This window comes from Guggenheimella bovis (assembly GCF_054492335.1).
The window spans coordinates 824,640-850,060 of record NZ_JBQWTF010000001.1; the positions used below are offsets into that span (position 1 = coordinate 824,640).

At 45.0% G+C, this 25,421-nt stretch carries 1 protein-coding gene; it reads right to left on the reverse strand.

Annotated elements, in window-relative coordinates:
• Positions 1 to 45: 45 nt before the first annotated feature.
• Positions 46 to 25,341: a Cna B-type domain-containing protein gene (locus ACUB3H_RS04125; protein WP_459129392.1), complete on the reverse strand. Its 25,296-nt coding sequence runs from the start codon at positions 25,339 to 25,341 to the stop codon at positions 46 to 48.
• Positions 25,342 to 25,421 lie beyond the last annotated feature (80 nt).

The following is a 25,421-nucleotide window of genomic DNA, read 5'->3' on the forward strand; positions in this document are numbered from 1 at the left end:
AAGATTTTTAAAACTCAACAAAAGAAGCAGGCTTAAAGCCTGCTTCTAGTGTCTTTTAAGAATCAAGTATCCACCGAGTGTTAAGAGCACTCCTAAGAATAGGATGGATTCTTCTGGGTTGAATCCTGTCTTTGGTAGATTTTCCTTTTCACCGCCTTGAGGTGGTTTCGTAACGAGTGTATTGGTCACATCGTAACCATCATAGGTTGTGGTATAACCATCGACAGAAACTTCCCTCACCGTGTAGGTGACAGCTTTTCCGTCCACGAACTTTTCGAGTCCATCGAAGACGTAGTGCCAAGAATCTTCGGCTCTAACGGTCTTTCTTTGAACCTCTACTCCGTCTCTATAAAGGATCATAATGATCGATTGAGGACGAGTATTTTCTGTGTCTCCAACCCACGTCTTTTGTCCCTCTACTTTTACTAGCTCTACTGGCTTCTTATAGGTGTTAATGATGTTGAAGCCATCGTAGCTCACTTCGTAGTTTTCGATCGAGTCGAGTTCTCTTATGCGATACTCGTAAAGCTCTTTCGTTTCGGGATCAAATTTTGGTAGGTTTGTAAACTCGTGACTCCAATTTTGGTTCTTTAGGATGTAGGTTGGTTCTCCGTATGGAATCCAAGCTTCACCCTCTAAGCGTTCAAGCTGAACCTTAATCGCATCTGGACGAGTCGTTTCATCGTCACCGATCCAGGTCTTTCCGACCTTAATCGAGATCGTTTCTACTGTTGGCTTCTTAACATACGTATTTGTAATCGTATAGCCGTCATAGGTGACTTCGTAGCCACTCGGTGTATCGAGCTCGATGACGCGGAATCCATAAGGCTTACCGGTCGTAGGATCGTACTTTTCAAGACCGATGTAACCGAATAGCCAGTTGTCCTTCGCACTCACTTCGAGCGGTCCACGGACGTTCTTCCAGCCATCTCTTTCAAGACGTTGAAGCTGTACGTAGATGATCGACGGACGAGTACTTTCGGAGTCATTCTCCCAGCGTTTTTCGCCGTAGAGCTCGGTTGTTTCGATCGGTGGCTTCTCAGGCTCTTGATACGTATTAAAGATGTCATTATCCTTATAGCTTACGACATAGTTATCAAGCATTGTAAGCTCGATCACACGATAGGTCGGTCCCTTTTCAAGGTCTCTAAATTCATAAGCCCAAAGTGTTTCTTCAGAAATGGTCTTTTCTGTAACTGTAATCCACTCTGTTCCTTCAAGCTTCTGTAGAGCTATCTTTATACTTTGTGGACGAACTTCAGGAGTATCTCCGAGCCAGTACTTCTGACCATTAATCGTCAAGAGTTCTGGAGGAACGACTTCTTTCGTGTTGATGATGTCTAGGCCTTCGTAGCGAACCGTATAACCTGTTGGAACACTCTGTTCTCTTACACGATAAGCAAACTTTTCATTCGTATGTTCATCGTTTAGAGGTAGATGTGTGAAGGAGTACTTCCAGCCGGTAGCTGCACTGATGGTCTTAGGTTCACCGTAAGGTTTCCAACCGCCACCTTCATAGCGCTCTAGTTGGATGATGAGGCTTTCAGGTCTATCGCTAGGTGTATCATTCACCCAAACCTTTTCACCTGATAGGTCGGTGTACTTGACTTTATAGGGGTCAAGGTTATGGAAGCTAATGACACCGTTTTCTTCCTTCGGGAAGCCATCCTTCGGATAGTAGTAATAGATGTAGTCAGGTGCAACCTTTGACTCATCGATGACTTCTGTCGCTTGATAGGTGACACCTGGTTTTAATCCAGTAATCTTCACGCTATAGACGAAGTTCGAATGTGCTCCTGCAGAAACCTTGCTGACATGAATTCGACCATTTGATACCTCACCGCCTGTTACAACTGCGGATGCAGGAACCGCGATCGGTCTACCATTTTCATAGAGTGTAAAGTAGAGCTCAAAGTTCTCTGGCCACTCCTTCGGGTTGTTTTCGATGTCATACCAGGTCTTTTCAATGATGAGTTCCTTCGTTCCAGCTAAGAGTGAGTAATCGAGTTTAATGATCACAGGCTCACTCGTTCCGTTACTATTTGGAAGAACGAATGGAATCTCTCCCTTACCTCTGGACTCATAGCCAGCAGGTGGATTCTCTTCTACAAAGTAGTACTCTCCGTCAGGTAGGTTTCCGATGCTAATGAGACCTCTTCCATCCGTTGTATAGGTGCCTATGAGTTCAGGCGTTGTTAGACCTGTACCACTGGTCACACTTGGAGCACCTGTCGTAGAACCAGTCTTCTGAGTTGCTCTAATCTCATAACCTGAGCCAGCCTGTACGACTTCAAGATCGACTCCTGGTACGGCATCGAGTGCGATGGAGTAATTTCCTGCTTCTGTGATTCCATCGAAGATGTTCGTTGAAGCACCCGTTAGACTGAACTCTCGACCTGTCGGGAATCCGTCTTTTAGGAGTCGGATCGATGGAATGGTGAGGTTCGTATCGACATTCGGTCCTAATACGAGTGTTACAGGAACATTCGTTGGATTCGTCACAACATCGTTTGTAGGTGTGACGGTTCCTTGCGGTAATTCCGCTTGGATCTTAAATCCTGTGCCTGATTCATCGTTTGTTAGGGTCAAGGTAACACCTGGAACATCGGTCGCTGTGATCGTATAGTTTGCATTTGGATCGATGTTCTTAAAGCTATAAGCACTTTCCGTTGTCACATCGATGGTGTCTACTGGTACGCCATCCTTTAAGAGCGTTACCGTAGTTCTGATGCTTGGATCGACTCCTGCACCTAGTGTTAAACGAACCGGGATCGATGAGAGGACTGCACTCTTACGATAGAGTTTGTATGAAGCGTTCGGTAGAACTTCGAGTGTATCTTTGTCTGTAACTTGTACGACAACACCATTTGTATCTGCAAAGACGTTCGTCAGGCTAAAGCCATCGCGGCTGTTACCTACGAGAATGGTCTCACAAGGAACTGTGGTGGGATCGGCTCCATCGATCAGAGTCTGTTTGATCGTATAGACGATCTCTTTTCCATCCGCATCGAACTTGTCGAGACCTTCAAAGGTCGTCTGGGTGTTACCCGTTAGAGTAACAGTACGAATAGGCACTCCGTTCGCATAGAGCTGAACTTCACTCGTATGATCTGTTGAAGCATCCTTAATGTTCGCCCATGAGAGATCGACGACAACTCGAGTTTGTTCCTGTGTCTTTGTATTTGTGATCGTAAAGCCTGTGGTTTGATCGCCTGTGATGGTCTTCGTGTAACCAGGTAGGCTTCCTACTTCATCGACACTGTAGGTGTAGACGTTACCCATGAAATCAGTTTCAGGGAGGTTCTTCCAGGTGTAGGTGTAGTTATTCGAAGCATTGAGGTCGATGACGCCACCGATGAATTCACGGTTTTGTCCTGCTGCTTGACCAAAGAGTTGAATTTGTACCGGTTCACCCGTTGATCCGACCCATTTCTTCGTAACCGTCACGGTATTGGTCTTCGGTGGAACGTAGGTATTTGTAATAACTGTACTGTTACCACTCGTTCCGATGATTGAAGCATACGATGCAGTGTAGTTGGCTACAGCTTGCTCTCGTACAAAGTAGACGTAAGCTTCACCACTTGGTGCAGTCTTTTCGAGGTCTGACCAAGTGTAGAGATCATTTACAAGCGTTGCTTCTTGAACCTTTGTAGCTTGTGAGTCATCTTCACTTTGAAGCTTTCTCATGAGGTCTACTTTAACTTGAGGTCTTGCAGTCGTTCCTCCGATCCAGACCTTAACGGCCGTATGACTCGTTACACCTGGTTTATAGATGTTCGTAATCGTCGCATTACCGTCTGCGTCATAAGTTGTTTCATTCTTCACGTAGTCTTGAGGTACTTCAATCTCTTCTACTGTGTACTTGTAGTCATAGCCATCGAGTGATTTCGTCTCGAGGTTATTCCAGGTGTACGTGTCTGTTATCGACTGAGAAGGTCCAACCATCTCGCGGTTTCCGACTTCTGTACCAGCTTGATTTAAAGCGATGCGGTAGAGCTGTACCTTTACTTGAGGCTTCGGATCAGGTCCACCACTCCATGACTTCGTAACCGTCAAGGAGCGTGTTCCTACGGTGTAGGTATTTGTAATCACAAAGCCAGTTTTAACATCACCCGTGATCTCTGTACTAAATCCAGAAACAGGATCCTCAGAGATGGTGTAAGTGATCAGTTGACCTGAAGCATCACGAACAGGTAGATCTGTAAAGCTACCCATGAAGGTGCCGTCTTTTAGGGTGATCGCTGGTACTGGTGTACCGTCTGCATACTTAGCAGCTTGACCGTTCGCGAAGAGATTTACCGTGATGTCTGGTTTTGGCGTTGATCCACCAACCCAGCGTTTCGAGAAGGTCACTTGTGTCGTACCACTTAAGGTATTCGTGATGGTATTACCATTAATAGACTTCGTATAACCATTGACATCGACTTCATCGACGGTGTAGGTGTACTTAACACCGTTCGCATCGAACTCTGGAAGGTTACTGATCGTATAGGTCTTGGATGTACCTGTCTTATCGACTGTAACAGTCTCATTAAAGACCTTACCATCGTTTCGAATGGCTTTTAGAGTGATCTCTGTAGGTCTTAGCGATTCGTTTCCTGCCTCTGCCCAGACCTTTGTAACATCCACTGAAGTTGTTCCAGTGTAGGTGTTCGTTACTGTAAGACCACTTACCGTAGCCTCATAACCTTGAGGAACTGTTTCTTCCGCTACGGTGTAAACATAATCTTTACCATTAGCATCGGTCTTATCGAGGCCTGTCCATGTGGCTGTGGTCGTGCCACTTGTTAGCGTAATCGGAGCAGGATCTGTGAGTACCACTCCGTCGCGCACTAAGCTAAGGGTGACATCTGGCTTATTAGCCGGTCCTCCCACCCAAATCTTATTGGCTGTAATATCGATCTTTGGACTTACATAAGTGTTCGTGATCGTTGTGCTCGAACCGTTCTCTTCAACTGTAACGTTGTAATTCGCTGCCTTATCATTCGCTACGGCTTCACCACCGATCACGGTCTCTACGACGGTGTATGTGTATGGATTACCGTCTGAATCATTCATCGGTAGCTTCGTCCACTCATAAGTCGTCATACCATTTGCTAGAGCGACAGGTTCGAGATAGTTCACGCCGTTTTGCTTTAGCTGTACGGTGATGGCTGGATGTTCTGTAGGTCCACCCACCCATGACTTTGTAAGTGTATGTGTCGTTTCAGGACTGTTGTAGGTATTTGTGATCGTATAAGGATCGGTTTCAGTACCTGCTCCTGATACTGGACTTACGCCGAAGTTCGCTGGTGCATTGCTCTCAGCGATCGTGTAGAGATAGTCTTGACCAAAGTCGTCAGTCTTCTTGAGGTTTGTCCAGTGGAAAACGAACTCAGAAGACGTACCTGTACTTGGCGTTATCGTAGCTTGATCCGTTACCTTCACACCATTACGGTAGAGATCGAAGGTTGGTGCAACATGATCAGCTTCTGCTCCACCCGACCATACCTTCTTCGCCCATACTTCTGTCGTTTGAACGATGAATGTATTCGTAATGAGCGTGCTGTTACCGTTAGTACCTACTGGTGATGCGATGGTCGAGGTGTACTCTGCGACAGGTTCTTCTTTTGCAAAGTACTTGTACTCGACACCGTTCGAATCATGGAGAGGTAGGTCGTTCCACGTGTAGAGGTTGTTTTCAAGCGGATGTGTGCTATCAGGGACGGCCTGAGCTTGATCCATTGTTTCTGTCGCTAGGTAGCGATAGAGCGTTGCTTGAACCGTAGGCTTATCGATCGGTCCACCCTTCCAAACCTTAATCGCCGTATGCGATGTAATGCCTGGTGTATAGGTGTTCGTGATCTTCGCCGTGTTCTCTGTTAGATATTCAGTCGGACTCTTCGTATAGTTTGCTGGCCCTTCAATTTCTTCAACCGTATACTTATAGGTCTGACCATCTTTATTCGTTACTTCTAGTTCTGTCCAAGTCTTATCCCAGCCTGTCGTGCTATCGAGCGTGACAGGATCTCCTACGAATTCTCGGTTTCCTACAGGATTTCCCGTACCATCAACTGGAATGCGATAGAGTTGGAATTTAACAGCTGGACGGTTATTAGCATCTCCTCCAGACCACTCCTTCGTAGCTGTAAAGGTCGTCTTATCTACGATGTAAGTGTTCGTAATGAGGAAGCCATTGACGCTCTTTTGGTAACCTTGTACATCGTCTTCTGTGATCGTATAGGTAATCGGTTTACCCGTCTGATCATAGCGAGGTAGGTTCGTGAAGGTTCCTGTGAGTGTTCCGTCCTTTAGAACCATAGGAGCTACATTATTACCATCGCGGTCGACAGCCGGATTTCCATCGGCTAAGAGGTTTACTGTGATGTCTGGTTTTGTCGAAGGACCACCAACCCATTGCTTCGTGAAGGTGACTTCTGTCATGTCACTGAGCGTGTTTGTGATGGTGTTATTCGTTTGATCAACGGACTTCGTATAACCATTGACATCGACTTCATCGACGGTGTAAGTGTAAGCGTTTCCATCGGCATCGAACTCTGGAAGGTTACTGATCGTATAGGTCTTGGATGTACTTGTCTTATCGACTGTAACAGTCTCAGTGAAGACCTTACCATCGTTTCGAATGGCTTTTAGAGTGATCTCTGTAGGTCTTAGCGATTCGTTTCCTGCATCTGCCCAAACCTTTGTAACATCTACTGAAGTTGTTCCAGTGTAAGTGTTCGTTACCGTAAGACCACTTTCTGTCTTCTCATAACCTGTAGGAACAGTTTGTTCTTGTACGGTGTAGACATAGTCTTTACCAGAAGCATCGGTCTTATCGAGGCCTGTCCATGTGGCTGTGGTCGTGCCACTTGTTAGCGTAATCGGAGCAGGATCTGTGAGTACCACTCCGTCGCGCACTAAGCTAAGGGTGACATCTGGCTTATTAGCCGGTCCTCCCACCCAAATCTTATTGGCTGTAATATCGATCTTTGGACTTACATAAGTGTTCGTGATCGTTGTGCTCGAACCGTTCTCTTCAACTGTAACGTTGTAATTCGCTGCCTTATCATTCGCTACGGCTTCACCACCGATCACGGTCTCTACGACGGTGTATGTGTATGGATTACCGTCTGAATCATTCATCGGTAGCTTCGTCCACTCATAAGTCGTCATACCATTTGCTAGAGCGACGGGTTCGAGATAGTTCACGCCGTTTTGCTTTAGCTGTACGGTGATGGCTGGATGTTCTGTAGGTCCACCCACCCATGACTTTGTAAGTGTATGTGTCGTTTCAGGACTGTTGTAGGTGTTTGTGATCGTATAAGGATCGGTTTCAGTACCTGCTCCTGATACTGGACTTACGCCGTAGTTCGCTGGTGCATTGCTCTCAGCGATGGTGTAGAGATAGTCTTGACCAAACGCATCGGTCTTATCGAGACCTGTCCATACGTATTCAAAGGTATCTGCTGTGCCTGTTGCCGGTGTGATCGTTGGAGCATCTGCAACCTTCGTTCCATTGCGGTAGAGATCAAAGGTCGGTGCAACATGATCGGCTAGAGCTCCACCTGAGTAGATCTTCTTCGCATAGATACTAACCTTTTGAACTTGGAATTCGTTTGTAATAACAGTGCTGTTACCATTCGTTCCGAGGACAGAAGAAGTGAGTGAAGTATAACCTGTGACAGGAACTTCCTTCGCAAAGTAGACATACTCTACGCCATTACCATCGGTCATCGGGAGACTATTCCAGGTGTGGATGTTATTAACGAGTGTTGACCTACTTCCATCCACTAGAACAGCTTCTGCTTCCGTTTGAGTCTTTAGATAACGATAGAGCTCAACTTCAACCGTAGGCTTTTCTTGAGGTCCATTCTTCCAAACCTTTAGTGCCGTATGCGATGTAACACCAGGTGTATAGGTGTTCGTAATCGAGCCATGCGTTGCATCTGCGTAGGTTGTCTCAGACTTCGTGTAGTTATCCGGTACTTCAATTTCTTCAACCGTGTACTTGTAGGTCTGAGCATCATTATTCGTTACATCGAGGTTCGTCCAGGTGTACTCTGTCACACCACTTAATGTCACAGGACCACCGACGAGTTCGCGATTACCTACTTCATTATTCGAAGCATCGAGAGCAACTCGATAGAGTTGGAATAATACATCAGGTCGTGTGAGGGTATCTCCACCACTCCAAACCTTCGTAGCTGTAAAGGTCGTCTTATCTACCACATAGGTGTTCTTAATCACAAAGCCTGAAGCTTGATCACCAGTAATTGTCGAAGTGTAACCCGTTACAGCATCTTCTGTGATGGTGTAAGTGATCGGTTTACCATCCTTGTCGTAACGTGGAAGGTTCGTGAAGGATCCGATGTAATCGGCTTCTCCTGTGAGAATCTTCTTGATCGCATTACCTGAACCATCGAGAGCAGCAGTATCGTTTGCCATGAGGTTCAAGGTGACTGCTGGACGGTTCGTTGCATCGCCACCACTCCAGATCTTCTGATAACCGACAGAAACGGTATCAGCGAGCGTATTCGTGATGGTGTTACCATTAATGGTCTTCGTATAGCCGTTGACATCGACTTCATCGACGGTGTAAGTGTAAGCATTTCCATCGGCATCGAACTCTGGAAGGTTACTGATCGTATAGGTCTTTGATGGATTACTATCTACCTTCACAATTTCTGTAAAGACCTTACCATCGTTTCGTGTGACTTTTAGAGTGATCTCAGCAGGTCTACGAGATTCATTACCTTGATCTGCCCAAACCTTTGTTACATCTACTGAAGTTGTTCCGGTGTAGGTGTTTGTTACTGTGAGACCACTTTCTGTCTTCTCATAACCTGTAGGAACAGTTTGTTCTTGTACGGTGTAGACATAGTCTTTACCAGTAGCATCGGTCTTATCGAGATTTGACCACGTGGCTGTGGTTGTGTCATTTGTTAGCGTAATCGGAGCAGGATCTGTTAGTACCACTCCGTCGCGCACTAAGCTAAGGGTGATGCTAGGCTTTGTAGCCGGTCCTCCCACCCAAACTTTTGTGGCTGTGATATCCGTTTTTGGTGAATTGTAGGTGTTCTGGATAGCCGTATTGTCGCCGTTTTCTGTCACATTGACTGTGTAGTCACCTGCAACAGAGTTAGTAACAGTGATGCCATCAATCTTCACTTCACCTACGGTGTAGTTGTAAGGTGTTCCATCTTGCTTATTCTTAGGTAGCTTGTCCCAAGTGTAGCTCGTTGTTCCGTTTGCTAGAGCAACAGGGTTTCCATAAGCCACGCCATCCTGGTAAAGCTGTACTTCAATGGTCGGATGTGTATCCGGTCCATTGACCCAAGATTTATTTACTACATGTGTTGTCTCAGGACTTCCGTAGGTATTTGTGATCGTATAAGGATCATCTACAGCTCCTGTACCTGTGACAGCACTCTTACCGTAGTCTGCATACGTTCCTGTTTCGACTACTGTATAGACGTAGTCGACACCTAAGAGGTCAGTCTTATCTAAACCTGTCCACGTGAAGGTGTAGGTTTCTGCTGTTGCGGTTTGTGGATCCACTGTCGGTATGACATCGATCTTCGTGCCATTTCTATAGACATCGAATTTCGGTTGTACGTGCGTATCCGCTGTTCCACCTGACCAGATCTTCTTCGCATAGAGATCGCGTTTTTCTGGCGTATAGGTGTTCGTTACCGTGAGTCCACTCTCTGCCTTCGTATAATCTTGAGGTACACTAACCTCTGTTACAAAGTATTCGTAGACTGCGCCAAAGCTATCGGTTCTCGGTTGATCCTTCCAAGTGTAAGAGATCTCTCCACTAGCGAGGTCAACAGGAGCACCAACCGCCTCTGGTGTATTGGTCGTTGAAGACGTGCGGTTCAGTTGTAACTGAACAGTCGGTTTTTCGATTGGTCCACCAACCCACTTCTTCACTGCCGTGACATCTGTCACTGGACTATTGTAGGTGTTTGTAATCGTTAGACCATCGACGGACTTACCGTAGTCTTTCGGTACATTGATTTCATCGACAGAGTAGGTGTAAGCCTTTCCTTCGTTATCTGTCGCTGGAACGTTATCCCATGTGTAGGTGGTCGTTCCAGAAGCTAAGGGTACAGGAGCTCCTACTGCTTCTTTTCCATTAGGTCCTTCGCGGTAGAGTTGAAGCTCGATCGAAGGTTTCTCTGTAGGTCCACCAACCCATGTCTTTGTAGCTGTGACAGAGGTTGTTGTGACATTGAAGGTGTTCTTAATCACAAAGCCTGAAGCTTGATCACCAGTAATTGTCGAAGTGTAACCCGTTACAGCATCTTCTGTGATGGTGTAAGTGATCGGTTTACCATCCTTGTCGTAACGTGGAAGGTTCGTGAAGGATCCGATGTAATCGGCATCCGGTGATAATGTCTTCGTAATCGGAGTACTTGTTTCGTCAAGGGCAGCCGTTCCATTAGCTAAGAGCTTCAAGGTGACTGCTGGACGGTTCGTTGCATCGCCACCACTCCAGATCTTCTGATAACCGACAGAAACGGTATCAGCGAGCGTGTTCGTGATGGTGTTCGTCGTTTGATCAACGGACTTCGTATAACCGTTGACATCGACTTCATCGACGGTGTAGGTGTACTTAACACCGTTCGCATCGAACTCTGGAAGGTTACTGATCGTGTACTTCGTTGAAGCACTTGTCTTATCGACTGTAACGGTCTCAGTGAAGACCTTACCATCGTTTCGAATGGCTTTTAGAGTGATCTCTGTAGGTCTTAGTGATTCGTTTCCAGCATCTGCCCAAACCTTTGTTACATCTACTGAAGTTGTTCCCGTGTAGGTGTTCGTTACCGTGAGACCATCCTCTGACTTCGAATAACCTAGTACATCAGCCTCTGTTACATAGTAACGGTAGACATTACCATTCGCATCCGTTAATGGCATGTTCGTCCAGGTGTTCGTTGTAGCTGGGCTCTGAATGGTAGCGGTTCCAAGGTCTTCAACCGTTACATCATCCGTCGTTCTGTGGAGTGTGAGGGTGACTTCAGGTTTGACCTGAGATCCGCCGATCCACTTCTTCTCTGCGGTAATGTCTCCCGTAGGAACGAGGTAGGTGTTCGTAATCTTCGATTGATCACCATTATCCGTCTCTACAACGGAGTAGTTATTCGCCTTACCATCCGTAATCGTTTGTCCACCGATTCGAACTTCTTTTACAGTGTACTTGTAATCGACACCTGAAGCGTCTGTCTTCGGTAGGTTGTCCCAAACGTGAGTCGTCGTTCCGTTTGCAAGAGCTACGACATCACCATAGACTTGATCGTTTTGATAAAGCTGTACTTCAATGGTCGGATGTGTATTCGGTCCACCCAGCCATTCTTTTGTCAGCGTATGGGTCGTGACAGGACTTCCATACGTATTTGTAATCTTATAAGGATCGTTTTCTGTACCCGCTCCTGTGACAGCACTCTTTCCGTAGTTATCGTATGTTCCAGACTCTACTACGGTATAGACGTACTCTTGTCCAAAGGAGTCGGTGAGATCTAAATTGGTCCATGTGAAGCTATAGGTATCTGCTAGACCTGTTGCGGGATCAACTGTCGGTATGACATCGATCTTCGTGCCGTTTCTATAGACATCGAAGGTCGGTTGTACGTGCGTATCCGTCGTACCACCAGACCAGACCTTGGTCGCATAGAGACTTCGTTTTTCTGCGGTAAAGGTATTTGTTACCGTGAGTCCGTTTTCTTCCTTCGTGTAACCCGTGGGTACCGTCGTCTCGATGACGCGGTAGGTGTATGCATTACCGTCTTGGTCTACGAGCTCTTGATCCTTCCAGGTGTAGTCTGTAACATCACCCGTGAGTGTCTGCGTATCGACTTGTGTCCAGCCAGTAGCTAGGTCGGTCTTTCGTTCGAGTGTAAGAGCATAACTCATCGTGCTCTTATCGATCGGTCCACCCTTCCAGACCTTATGAGCAGTGATGTCACCCTTTGTGAGGTTGTACGTATTCGTAATAACCGTCTCGCCGTTTGCTTGGGTGATGCTCTTTCCATAACCAGCTGGAACATCGACTTCATCTACGCTGTAGTTAATCGTCTGTCCAAAGGCATCGGTCTTATCGAGGTTTGACCAGGTGAAGACATAGTCAGCCCCATCTCTAGTAACAACTGGTGTAGCAGCCGTCAAGACTTCGCCATTTCTATAAAGCGTAAAGTTCGGCTGAACATGGTCTGTCGCTACTCCGCCTGACCATACTTTTCTTGCCTTTACTTCGATCTTTTCAGCTTGGAAGGTATTAATGATCTTTTGATCGCTTGTACCAGTGCCTTCATAGGTTGTTACATAACCTGTTACAGCATCCTCTACGAGAGAATACTTAATGACACTTCCATCTTGATTGGTCTTCGGTAGGTTCTTAAAGACACCCGAAACCGTACCATTAGCTAGGGTAATTGGATCAACTGGTTGTCCATCTAAATCCTTGGCATCTTGTCCGTCAGCTTTTAGATGTACAGTAATCGTTGGTTTTTCAATAGGTCCACCGACCCAAACCTTATCAAAGCGTACTTCAGCGATCTCCTTATTATCCATTGTGAGAGTTACTGGAGTCGTCTGATCTGCTGTGATGGTAAAGGTTATTGGTGTCGTGTCGAGCTTAAAGCCTACAGGTGCTGTCTTTTCTACAAACTTATAGTCACCCGGCATGAGGTCTAAGACCTCTACTCGACCATTAACCGTTTGATAGTTCTTAATGAGAACATCGCCAGTTGGTGTCACTTGATAGAGTTCAAATTCGGCACTTAGTCCTTGGGCCATGTCTTGTCCACCCGTGGTCTTTGTTAGAATCACAGAGCCAAAGGCAGGTCTTACGTTAACCGTATTCGTTTCGACACTTGGAAGGTCGTTCGTGGTAATCGTTGCCTTGTTCGGGATGAGACCATTTGGATACTTGGCTTGAACACTTTGAGGTGTCGTTGTATCTTTTAACGTTGCTTTTAATCCGATCGTGATATCAGAAGTTAGAAGCTTATCGATATCTTCTTTCTGATCGATTGTTAAAGTGATCGAATTTCCACTGAGGACTGGTTGAGCGATGAGTGTTGGAGTTACTGTAACCTGTGGATCGAGTGTAAAGAGATCATCGATGGTATCGGTAAGGACGATCTTCGTGATGCCATTTGTATCCGTAATCTTAGGAATCGTGATCGTATAATCGACGACATCGTTATTTGCTGTCATCGTATAAGAATCTTTTCCTTCAACTGTCTTTGTAGCCGTGAGACCTGAGATCGGTTCGTTATTCCAACCGACATTGACAGGATTGATTCCCACCGTCTCTCCACCGAGGATCGTGAATGGAATCTGAGTGCTATCGAGTTTAGCATCAACTGGTGCCACAGTCTCTACAAAGTAATACTCACCTGGTACAAGGCCAGTAACGGTGATCTTTGAGTCTACTGTCGTGTAGCTATCTATCTTCGTTCCATCCTTCTTATAGAGATCGAAGGTTGCTGTAACACCACTCGGTAGTGGCTTTCCTTGAAGCGTCTTTGTAAGTACGACATCGCCCTTTGGAACTGTTACTGTCGTCGTTTCAGAGGTGTTCGTCGTATCGGTGCCGTTAAGCGTACCAGTGAGTGATGCAGTGTTGTCGATCGTTTCCTTGGCATTCGCCTTATCGATCGTAGCTGGAATCTCCACTCGAATATTCTTATTGGCATAGTTATTAGGAGTATCGAGTGTGAGACTCAATACGCCACTTGTAAGCGTTGGTACTAACGTATTATCTACTACCTCATTGACATAGACCTTGATGTCTGCACTATTTACCTTGAGTGCCGGATCGAGCGTGTCATTTAATACGAGCTTTGTGATACCTGTCGTATTTTGAGGCACTTGATAGGTAATCGTATAGAGGAAGGCTTGTTCGATGTTTTCTAAGGTCTTCGTGAGAACGCCATCGACGACCTTTCTCGGTGTCGGGATGACACCAGGAACGGTGACGGTGACATCGTTACTCGTCTGGACTGGACCACCATTAAAGGTCATCGAAGCCGTGTTATGAACGGTCTCGACGTCTCCTGTAACCGTTGCATCTACTTTTACCGTAATCGTCTTTCCAGCATAAGCTGTGAAGTTGTCGGTGATATCGAGGCTCACCTTGTTTCCAGCGACGTTTGCAGTAAGTGCCGATGCTACGCCATCAACGAGGACTGAAGTTCCACTAATTGTTAGCATCGAATCGAGCGTGTCCTCTACATGAATGGACGTATATCCTTCGACGTTTTGAGGTACCTTGACATCGATGAGATAACTGAAGGCTTCATCCTTTGTTTTTAGGTCAGCATGGGTCGTACCGGAAGTGTTGACAGATTTTTCAATCGTCGGTCCACCTTCTGGGATGTTGACTTTTACGGTCTCTGATGTTCTAGAAGTGTTACCGAGCGTTAGCGTTGCCGTGTTTTGAACACTTGCTACGCCATCTGTCGTGACGCTCGTTAGGTCAGCGTCCTTTTTCACGTTGGCATCGATTTCTAATCGAATTAAGCTACCCTTTAATGATTCGAGTTCATTGTCAGGAATCGAAAGCTTAACTAATCCTGTAGCGGTTTCATAGGTAAGGAATGCTTTTAGAGCATCATTCACCTGATCGTTTACATAGATCTTGATTCGATTGAGGGATGTTTCAAGTACAGTGTTTAACGGGTCTTCTAGCGTGAAGTTCGTAAGTCCCGTGATATTTAGCGGTACATAGGTGCGGATGTTGTACTTAAAGCTTTGATCCTTCAAACCGAGGTGTATCTCAGTCTTTCCATCGACATCCTTATGAGGTACAGGATTTTCTCCAGGAATCGTCACCGTAACGACTTCAGTCGTCTTTGTGAGTTCTGGTGTATCTCCTACCGTTAGGGTCGCTGTATTTGGAATCTTTCCGTCTGCATACTTCGCTAAAACAGCATCGTTTGTAGCATTCACGGTCGCTTTAAAGGTTACGGTAACAGTTTGACCTGCAAGCTTTGGTAGGTCAGCTGCATCTGCCGTTACAGTGATCGTATTTCCACTTAAAGTAGGTGTAAAGGTTACGCCGTTTACTGGGTCAGCTGTAACAGAACCCGATGTCACGGTTAGGAAGGAGTCAACGACGTCTGTGAGTTCAAACTTCGTCCAACCGTCCGTGTCTACGACAGGAACCGTAATGGTATATGTCACTTCATCTGTTAGAGAATCTAGAATCGGCTTATCGACTGCTTTTGTGACATTCGGTAGCGTCGTCATGCGGTTATCCATGGAGACTTTTGCTTCCGTCTTGTCTGTCACAGTAAAGGTAATCGGTGTTGTATCGAGTAGATAGCCATTTGGTGCTACTTTTTCTACAAAGTAGTAGTCACCGGGTTCAAGTCCTAATACCTGAATTTGGTCGACGGTTCCAACCTTCTTCGTATCAAAGGTTCCGATTAAGATATCGGTATCTCCATTTTCCTTGTAGAGTTCAAAGGTAGCTGATGTTCCACTCGGTAATGGATTTCCTTCTCCTGTCTTTGTAAGTAAAACAGATCCAGAAGGAACCTTGACGTTAACTGTAGATTGGCTCGTTAAGTTGGGGTCACCATTAAGCATTAATTTTGCTGTATTTGGGATCCCTGAGGTCTTGTATTCAGCTGGTAAATCGTTATAGCTAAAGCCATCTTTAAGCTTCGCTTCGATCGTCAGTGTCACAGCTCCATTCTTAACTTCTTGAGCTGTTGGTTTTAAGGTAATGCTGTTACCACTTGTAACTGGCTGAGCGGTTATGTTACTTGTAGCACTAACAATCGTAAAGAGCGGATCAACCATATCTGTGATCTCGATCGTATCGAAGGACGCCGTATCACCAAACGGTACGGTAATCGTATAGGTTACAGTATCGCTGTAATTTGTAAGATCCGTCTTATTAGCAGTCTTTGTAATCTGTGGAACCTTTTGGTTATCGACTGTAAACGTTCCTGTAGCCGTTCCATCGAGCGTAAGCTCTTGTGGTTTTGCTAAAGCATAGCCCGTAGGAGCGACGGTCTCTCGAATGCGGTAACGTCCTGCGATAAAGGTACCGAGCGATATGTCCTCATTATTCGTACTATCGACTGTGATATTGTCCTTAATGACCTTCCAGTCATTATTGATCCATTGTTCGAGGACAAAGGTTGCCGTACCTTCTGTGAAGGCCCCACCATCGAGTGTCTTCGTTAATAGAAGTTCATTAAGTGTTGGTGTGACACTCTGTGTTGACTTAGCTCCCGGAGCACCATTTACTGTAATGCTTGCCGTATTTACGAGCTTTCCATCAACTAGAGCACTTGAAACATCGGCGCCGTCTTTCACTGCGGCCGTGTACGTTACGGTGATGGTCTTTCCAGCATATGCGGTAATCGTTGCGTTGTCCTTAAAGTCTAACGTGAGCGTATTTCCTGTAAAGGTCGGTACGAGCGTTGCATCCTGATTGCCATCCACCTTCACCTGAATATTTGAGACATTAAAGACACTTGGAACGACGTCCGTAAGCGTTAACGTATCCATGGTCGTAGTATTATAAGGAACGATCATGTTGATGGAGTACTGGAAGTTGTCGTTTGCAATGTCATTCGATGTCTGTTTATCGACAGTCTTCTCTAGCGTTACATTCGACGTTGGTACGACATAAACTGTATTCGAGGATACAGGTGTTCCTTGGTTAAAGGTAAAGGAAGCTGCATTCGGAGCCTTATTCTCTGTATACTTTGTAAGATCGATCGCAGGATCTAACTGAGCATCAAAAGAAAGGATAATCGTCTTTCCTTGAACGGTCGTATAATCAAAGTTCGGTCCAAAAGTGAGTGTGATCTTTTCTGGATCTGGAGATTGAGTGAGTGTGTAGGAACTTTGCGGAATGAGTATGCGTGAAAGCTCTGCTCCACCGGTATCGTACGTGACTGCACGAACCTCGATACCAGAAGCGACGTTGATTCCAGGATCTAAGACATCTTCGATCACAAGATCCTTGTAACCTACTACGCTATCTGGGACCTGAACTTTAATTTCATAGCGGAAAGAATCCGTGTTCTTTTGTAGTGAATAGAGGTCACTACCTTGAACCGTTTTTGAAATCGTCGGAGCTGGTGCTAACGGAGAGTCTGTAATATACGCAGGATCACTCGTAACCGTCTGCATTGTCGGAGTTCCTTCATTTACAACGACATCGACAGTATTCGGTAGACCTTGGCCAGCGACATAGGCTGTATCACCCGTGATTCCCGTAAAGTCTGTAATGGTATCCTCTGCTCTCGCCTTAAAGTTCATTTCGACCGTTCTTCCGACGAGGCTAGTGAGATTCGTTCCTTCTACCTTATAGCTAATCGTATCTCCGGAAATCTCTACCGTGCCTAAACTCTTCACATCCTTACCATCAGCAGTTACAGTGACGTTCGCTACTTGTGATGTAATCTGCATGATCGAAGGAATGGTATCTGTGAGCTTAAAGGTCGTGAGTCCATCTACAGAATCGACTGCGACACTGACCTTATAGGTCACTTCCTCATGAACGTCTTTTAAGGAGTACGTAGGCACATCGTTGACGGTTTTTACTGGCTTTTGAACGGTTGCGATGGTATTAGAAAGAGTAATTCCGTTGGTTTGATCGTTAACGAGAGTAGTATCTCCATCCTTCACCGTAACCACACCGTTGGCATCGACCGTCACATCGTAGATCTTCTCCGGCTTTGTATAGCCCGAAGGAGCCTTCGTTTCAGAAAGCGTATACGTTCCTCCAGGAATGAGGTGCTCGAAGCTTAGGGTACCGTTGGTATCCGTTTTCAGTGTCTGAGCCCAAACGGTTCCATCTGGGTTAATACGCTTTAGGGTAAATTCGGCATCAGAAAGTAGAGTGTCATTAACACCCGTTTTCGTAATCTTTAGTTTTCCCTCGTTTAGCGTATTCGTTACTGTAAGAATGTTGTCATTCTTCGAATAGCTCGCCGTGTAGTTCGCTACTGGATCCTCGACGATAAAATAATCATACAGATTTCCTTCACTGTCATGCATTACGATCGATGGATCGTTAAAGGCATGTGTGTTGGAATCACTTGAAATCGTCGTTGTCATCTGGAAGTCAGGATCAAACGTGTCGGCACCACCAACAGCTGTCGGTGTAATAACCACCTTACCGTCTGTATCCCGAGTCCATGTGTAGGTGTCTTCTCCATCGACGACCACGCGACGAAGGAGCGTTACTGTAATTTCCGTCGGTCTCGTCTGATAGAGATTGTTCTCATCGACCCAAGTCTTTTGTGCTACCACATGTTTTAGGGTTGGGTTTTGAATAGTAAAGTCAAAGGTTCTCGTATCCGGCGTGAGGTTGACCGTTTGAACGGGACCATTCTCCGTTAGATAGTTGCCATCTGCATCTTTTTGTGGTTCACCAACAGCATCATAAACGTAGTTAAATGGCGTTATAGTTGCTACTTTGTTACTAATTTCCACCTTATGCATGCGATAAGGAACTTGATAGCTCTGATCGAAGTATTCTTCCGAGATGAAGTAAGTACCATCTTCAAGCCATGGTAGGAAGTTGACCATTCCGTCTTCACCCGAGCTCAAGTGTGCTACGTAATTTTGCGGGATCGTCGCCGTTCCTACTGCTGGAAGTTCCGCAGCAAGCGATCCATCAGCTCTCACGACAGGTTGTGTCGCAGAGAGATGGAAGGTGATGTTAGCTAGTGGCTTATTATCATCCGTAAGCTTATTAATTCGAATACCCGACTGATCTGGGAATTGGATAGCCGCATTATCGGTGAACTTATTGACGGCATTCATCGTAATGATGGCATTGTTATCGACGATGCCATTCGTATTCGCTACGTCATCGATCGAATTTGCATGACTATTCGTATAAGCCTTAAAGGAGAGACGGACGACTTTGCTTTGAAGCTGCTTTAAGTCTTTTCCTAATTCGCCATCAAGCGTAATGCGTTTTCGCAGTAATCCCGTGACTTGGATGCGATTTTTTAAATAGTCGCCAATTGCTTGATCAGTAGGATTCTGCGACTCAACAAATGTATTTGTCGCACTATCTCGAATCATTACCTGAACATCGAGGGAGTTTAGATCGAGATCGATTCCCGTTGGAAGGTCGTCAAGTAGAGTGATCGACTGATAACCTGTCATATCTCTTGGGAACATGAAGTCAATGACATAGGTAAACGGATCTCTAAAGGAAGGAATTTGTTTCGTCGGCTCACCCGTAGGAACGGTTGCTCCAGAAATGGCATCAGATGTTGCTGCTGGATAGACGACGTGCTTTGATATTCTCATCTTTTGAGGTTGTGGGTCGACGACATCGATGAGCACAGGATCAGCAGATGTGAGTTCTATCGTAAATTCCGTGTCTTGGACTCTTCCGTAACCAACTGGTGCGTAGACTTCCGTTAATCGATAGGTTCCAATATCGAGATTTGGAATATCGATCGTTCCATCGGTATTCGTGTGGAAAACTCCTATGAGCGTATCGTCTGTTCTCAAGTTGGGATCATAGTACTGCCCCATGGGCGTATCCCAAGCGCCTCCCTCCATGTAGTAAAGAGCAAAGGTTGCACTTAATTCTGGAGGTAGACTGAGTCTCGTAACGCCGTCTGGATGCAATAGATATTTTGTGATTTTGGCAGACTTTAAGTTGGCCTTTACGGTCGTTTCATTCGTAAAGACAATGTTTTCTTCGTAGTCATTGATGAGTAAGAAGCCCGAGTTCGTAACGATTCCATCTGGATGACTCTTACCAAAGGTCACACTATCTACCTTGACCTTTACATCGAATTCAAAGTAGATTGTTTGATTTTGAAGTTTTTCATCGATAAAGGCTTTATCGGTCGTTACAAAAGTAATATCGGTACTATCTGTACCTAAAACTGTCGTGAAGTTCGAGGTTAGATCTGTAAGGCCATCCTCTGTTGTGATCTTCCAACTATCTTGAACGACGGCTGTTTCTAGGTCGAGGTTATCTCCGACCATGACTTGCTTAATATCCCCTGTACCTTTAAAAGGCACAGCGATTCGATAGCGTACCGTATCGTGCACGCCATTAACTGTCGTATCGGTTACAAAATCCGTATCGAGTGGAGCTTTTACGCTCTTTGTGGGCTTAGGAAGCAGGTAGTTATAGAACACATATCCTGTGTTGGTTTCATCCATCTTAAAGACGTCTGGTGTTAGCTTAGCAGCACCAAACTCATCTAGAACAAGATGAACCGTTCCACTATTTACGATATAGGGGTCTGAAATAGGAGTCGATTTCTCAGAAATGAGATACTCAACACCAGGAATGAGGCCTGTAAAGGTGACATTACCCGTACTATCAGACACGACCTCTTCATACGCTGTTACCATGTTGGGGCCAATGGGAGTTGCACTACGAATGATAAAGGTCGTTCCTACAATAGGCTCTTTCGTATCACCATTCGTTTTAAGGAGGGTAAAGCTTTTTGTACTCAAGGTGTTTTTAATGTTAAAGCTGCCATCCGTTCCCTTTACAACCTCTGAGGTATATCCCGTAACTGGACTTTCCTCGATAAAATACTCATAGGGCTGTCTTCCCGTTAAGTCGTACTTAATCAGGTCATCCCCTGTAAAGGTGTAGGTTGTGTCCGTCTTTGGCATCTGATACTTCTTTTCAAACGCACCATCTAGTGAGCCATTGAGGTTTCTCTTAAGGACAATTTCGATCGTATCAGGACGTGTGCCGAGGATGTCGTTTGAGTCATCCCAAGTTTTTGTTACAGGAATGGTTACTAGCTCGTTGTTATAGATCTTAACTGATCCATCCGTTTCTGTAGGAAGTATGTTGGTATTGGTATCTCGAATGACGATGCCATCCTTGAAGTCAATATTTACAGTGTAATTAGGATAGTTAGGAACTGTTCCGCTAGGAATGATGGTCTCTTCTAAGGTATAACTTCCCTCTGGAATGTTGGGGAAAGTCACAAACCCCTGAGAGTCTGTTGATGCTTCGTAGGTCTTATTCGCATCCGTTGTTTTCGTAAGCTTAAAGGTTGCACCCGTTAGCCCCTTAGAACCGTCACCGTTAACCTTTTGAAGTTTAACGGTCCTTAGAATCGTTGGAACAATATCTACTCTTGAAGAGTCTTTCTTATCTCCAAACGTTAAGTAACCGGTGTTTGGAATAACTCCAAATTCATTTAACGCATTTTTTTCATAAAGGTTTGTTCCCGGTCTTACGCGGACCTGAACATCAAAGGCAATGATTTTTCCGGCATAGGTAGTAACCACATCTCCTGGAATGACCATTTCAATGTGGTTTAGATTTGAATAGGAAGGTGCTTTGATATATTGCTGAAGTGCTGAGTCGGCGCTAAAAGTCCAAGTTCCAGTGTCATTTGTTGCACTCATAGCAGTAGGATTGTCAACAATTTCAAACCACTGGGGGATATCGTCCGTGAGTGTCAGCGGAAGGGTATCCACGTTTGTAGGAATAAGTGCAGAAACACGGTACGTAAAGATCTCCCCTACAAAGATATGGTGAGGATCTCGTTTAAAGTCTGTTTCTTTTTCGCCCTTAATGCGTTTTGAGATGGTTGGAACTCTAGCTACTGGGTTATCGATCGTTTCGATATCAACACTCGCTGTGTCTGCTGTAATGGTAAAAGGATAAGGTTTTGAATCTTTAACGAATCCACCTGGGGCGTTAATTTCTTTTACGTAGTAGGTACCTAGTTCTAGATTTTCTAAGGTGAGCTTACTACCCGTCGTTTCAGAAACGTTACCTTCTTTTACGCGGATATCGTCGGTTTCTGTATTGCCTTGACCGTCAATTTGACCAACTTGCTTAAAGACGCCGAATACAGCTGTTTGCATTCCCGTTAAGGGCTGACCGCCAGCCGTCTTAGTAAGCGTTACAGAACCACGTAGGACTTGGAAATCTACTGATGATGTTGTTGGTGTTTGACCATTTACACTAACTTCTACCTTGTTTGTTATGACTCCATTGGGATAGGTAGTATAAAGTGTTTTTAAATCGGTATTGAGCGCGCCTTCAAATTCGAGATAGACTGAGGTATTTTGAATCTGTTCAAATTCACTCGATTTTGTAAAGGTTCCTGAGAGATCGTAGACACCTGATACAGGAACTTGGTTGTTGCTTGCATCTAACGTATATGCCTTAGCCGATTGAATAATCGGACTAAAGTACTTCGGCATAAGGTCTTTAATCACAAAGCTCGTCCAACCTTCGACACTTCCGACATCGACTTTAATACGGAAAAATAGTTTTTCCTTACTTGATGTCATCTGATAAGGCGTAGGTGTCGTATGGTAGTCAGGGTTTGTATCATCTGCTCCTCGCATGAGCTTCGTGACGCTTTCAATGGGAAGTGGAGCAGGTTTTGTGTCTTCTACCTTAAGGAAGGCATCTGTAAAGTTATTACTAATTAAGACACCGTTTCGCTCAATCTTTAGATTACCTTCAGGAGACACCGTGATTACATATTTATTTGCAGGGTCTAAAAGGTATCCACTCGGTGCTTTGGTTTCAACAAGGTCGTATATTCTACCCGGTACGAGGTTTTCAAAGAACGTCGTACCGCCGGCATTCGTGATTTTTACCGTTTGAGCATTGTTATTCGCACGATCCGTTAAGGTGAATTCAGCATAAGGTAGACCTTTCGTTGTGTCCGCTTGATCTACCTTCTGAATGTTTAGGTTGTAAAGGGGAGGTGATACGATCGTTTTATTCGACTGCTGTACAGGAAATTCGTTTAGTTGAAAGCTCGCAGTATTTGGGACTTCAATACGTCGGGCAGCTGAATTGAAGAACGTATCAATCTTGGCGTCGGGAGCGATGCTCGTATTAAAGCTTACGGTGAGCGTCTTTTCTGAAAGCGAAGAATAATCGTATCCTGGGAGAAAGACGATCTTCATGAGCTTTGTAGTAGCATCGTACGTATACGTATAATTTGTATTTTCAGCGAGTGTCACCGTCGTTCCATCTGTATTTTTATAAGAAACAGTGACATCTGTAGGCGCGACAAAAGGCGAAGCCAATGTATCTGAAATCGTAAAGCTTCGATAGATGCCTGTATCTAAAGGCATTTGGAAATTTAAGAGGTATTGTATTTCCTGTGTCTTTGAGTTTAAATCGAGTTCCGTCACAGCAGTAGTCATGCTTGCCGTTTTGACGCTCTTGACAAGTCTTGGAAGCTCCGGTGTAGGAGGAACAATACGAACCTTGTTACTTAATGTTTCATTCGTATCTAAGAAAACGGATGAAGTATTGGGAATACCAGCCGATCGTCCGTCGGTATCACGCTGAATGATCATGGCAGCAATATCAGAGTCCTTGAGCTTTGGATCGAGATGACCTGTGATCTCTAACCGGTACTGCGTATTTTCGTATCCACCATAAGGATAAGTCACTGTGTTTACGGTCGAAGGTTTTTGAGGGAAGGTATACTGAACGACATTTCCTGAAACAGTTGCAGGGTCAATCGTTGCAACCACAGTACCTGCGCTATCCTTTAACTCAATTTTTTCGATAATAATCCTTGGGTCGACCTTGTCCTGAATCATGAGCTGATTCGTAGCCGATTGAACACCATGAGAGAATCCGTAGGTCGTAACGAAGGTAAAGGAATCCGTTCTTTTTTCTAGCTGACTATATTCGGCATTCGTGGGATAAGTTTCGTTTTTTAGGTCAATTTCTTTATTGACCGATACATTACATGTAGTAAGCGTATTTGGAGGGAGGGTCGGGCTATCTACAGTTGAGCCGATCTCATAGGTCGTTCCATTGTAGAGTGCTTTAACCGTCACTGGATTCGTCTGAGCCGGTTGGAACTGATTTTCAGAGATCTTGTAGACAATTTTATACGTTCCTGGATCCATCGGCTGCATGTCGACGGTAAGTCCACCTTTCGTACTCGTCGAGTTCGATCCTGGCGTTACCTCACTCCACGTTCCATTAAGATTTCGGTAGAGCTTAAAGGAATTGGTATTGATTCCACCAGAAGGCGAAATGGTTACACGGTCAAATTCAGGATTAATAACACGTTTAAAGGCAGCTTGCATATTGATGGCAAATTGGGTAAATCCAGCGTCGTTCTTTACGGAATAGAGTGGGTCAGATGCCATCACATCAATTGTATTTATAATTTGAGGGCGAATGGTTTGTAAATAGGCTGCACCATAAGATAGTGCTCCCCAGGAATCTTCTTTTGTCTCATAGAAGCCAGCGACGAATTCACTACTCGTTCGAGTGCCATTTATCACGGTAGGAATACCGCCTCTTGTTTTCATCTGGTTTGCATAATATTTCATAGCAGCAAATTGGATGCCGTATTCTTCAGCGTTGGCTGAAGGTTGACCGTTAGAGCTATAGAATGTATTAGCACTGGTTGGCACGAAAAATCGATAGTCACGGTAACTTGGAGCTAACATAAAGAAGGTTTTATTGTTAGCGTCCGTGTAAACCGCTCCGTTGTACCATTGTGAATCAGTATAGTCGTATAACATCATTTTAGGTAGCTTAGCGTAGAGATCAGAGTAGTATTTTGCGTATTGTTGATAATCATTAAATGCGCTAGTACTTGCTTTGTACATAGTAGAAAGACTATTGTAAGCCGTCGGAAGCACACCAGCTGCGAATAGGTTATTCCCTGTGGCAGCATTTGCGATACCGTCCGTGATTAATACATAGATCGTTTTTCGCGTGTATGTGACGCCATTAATCTCATACTTTGCTTGGTCGTAGATATTCGAGGTACTCGTCGAGCTAATATAATCTGCTTGAGCCTTCACCATACCATCTACGGTAGGAGTAGCACCATTAAATGTCATGGCATTGATTGCACCCAATACCACGCTTTCAGTAGCTGTTAGCTTTGTTGTATTTAACTTTGTAGGCGCAGTCGTACCTGAAGGGGCATAAACCATAGTACCATCTCTTGTAAAGGAATATGTATTACCTTGATAAGACGTGAACTGCACGCGGTCCATAGGGTAGGAAACGCCATCTACGGTATAATAGCCTAAATTCAAGGACTTCACCATGTCAGTGAGCATGCCTTTAAGTAAAGGAGCTTCATCCGTGAAGCTTCCAGAAGTGTCTTGAATAAAGACGACGTCTAAGAAGGAGGTCGGTTGAGGCCAATCAAGAGTAATCGTACCGGTTGCAGTACGCTGACAGAGCTGATCGCTTCCCGGATCTAGCTGGATCGTATGAGTTACGTTCGTAAAGGGCCCATACGTCGCAGCGAAGGCTCCTGGACTTGATCCTGTTAGAATATTGAAATACGGTAAGAGCGGACTCATTACCGTTAATATGACAAGGCATAATGCGATCGATCTATTTATTATCTTTTTCATTGGACACCCTCCCGAAAATGGACATAGTTTCACATAGTCATTATAGCATAAATGAAACGTGTTTTGCACACATAATTCAC

Excerpts from the sequence above, each read along its gene's own strand:
- ACUB3H_RS04125 (WP_459129392.1), bottom strand. The coding sequence starts at position 25,341 with ATGAAAAAGATAATAAATAGATCGATCGCATTATGCCTTGTCATATTA.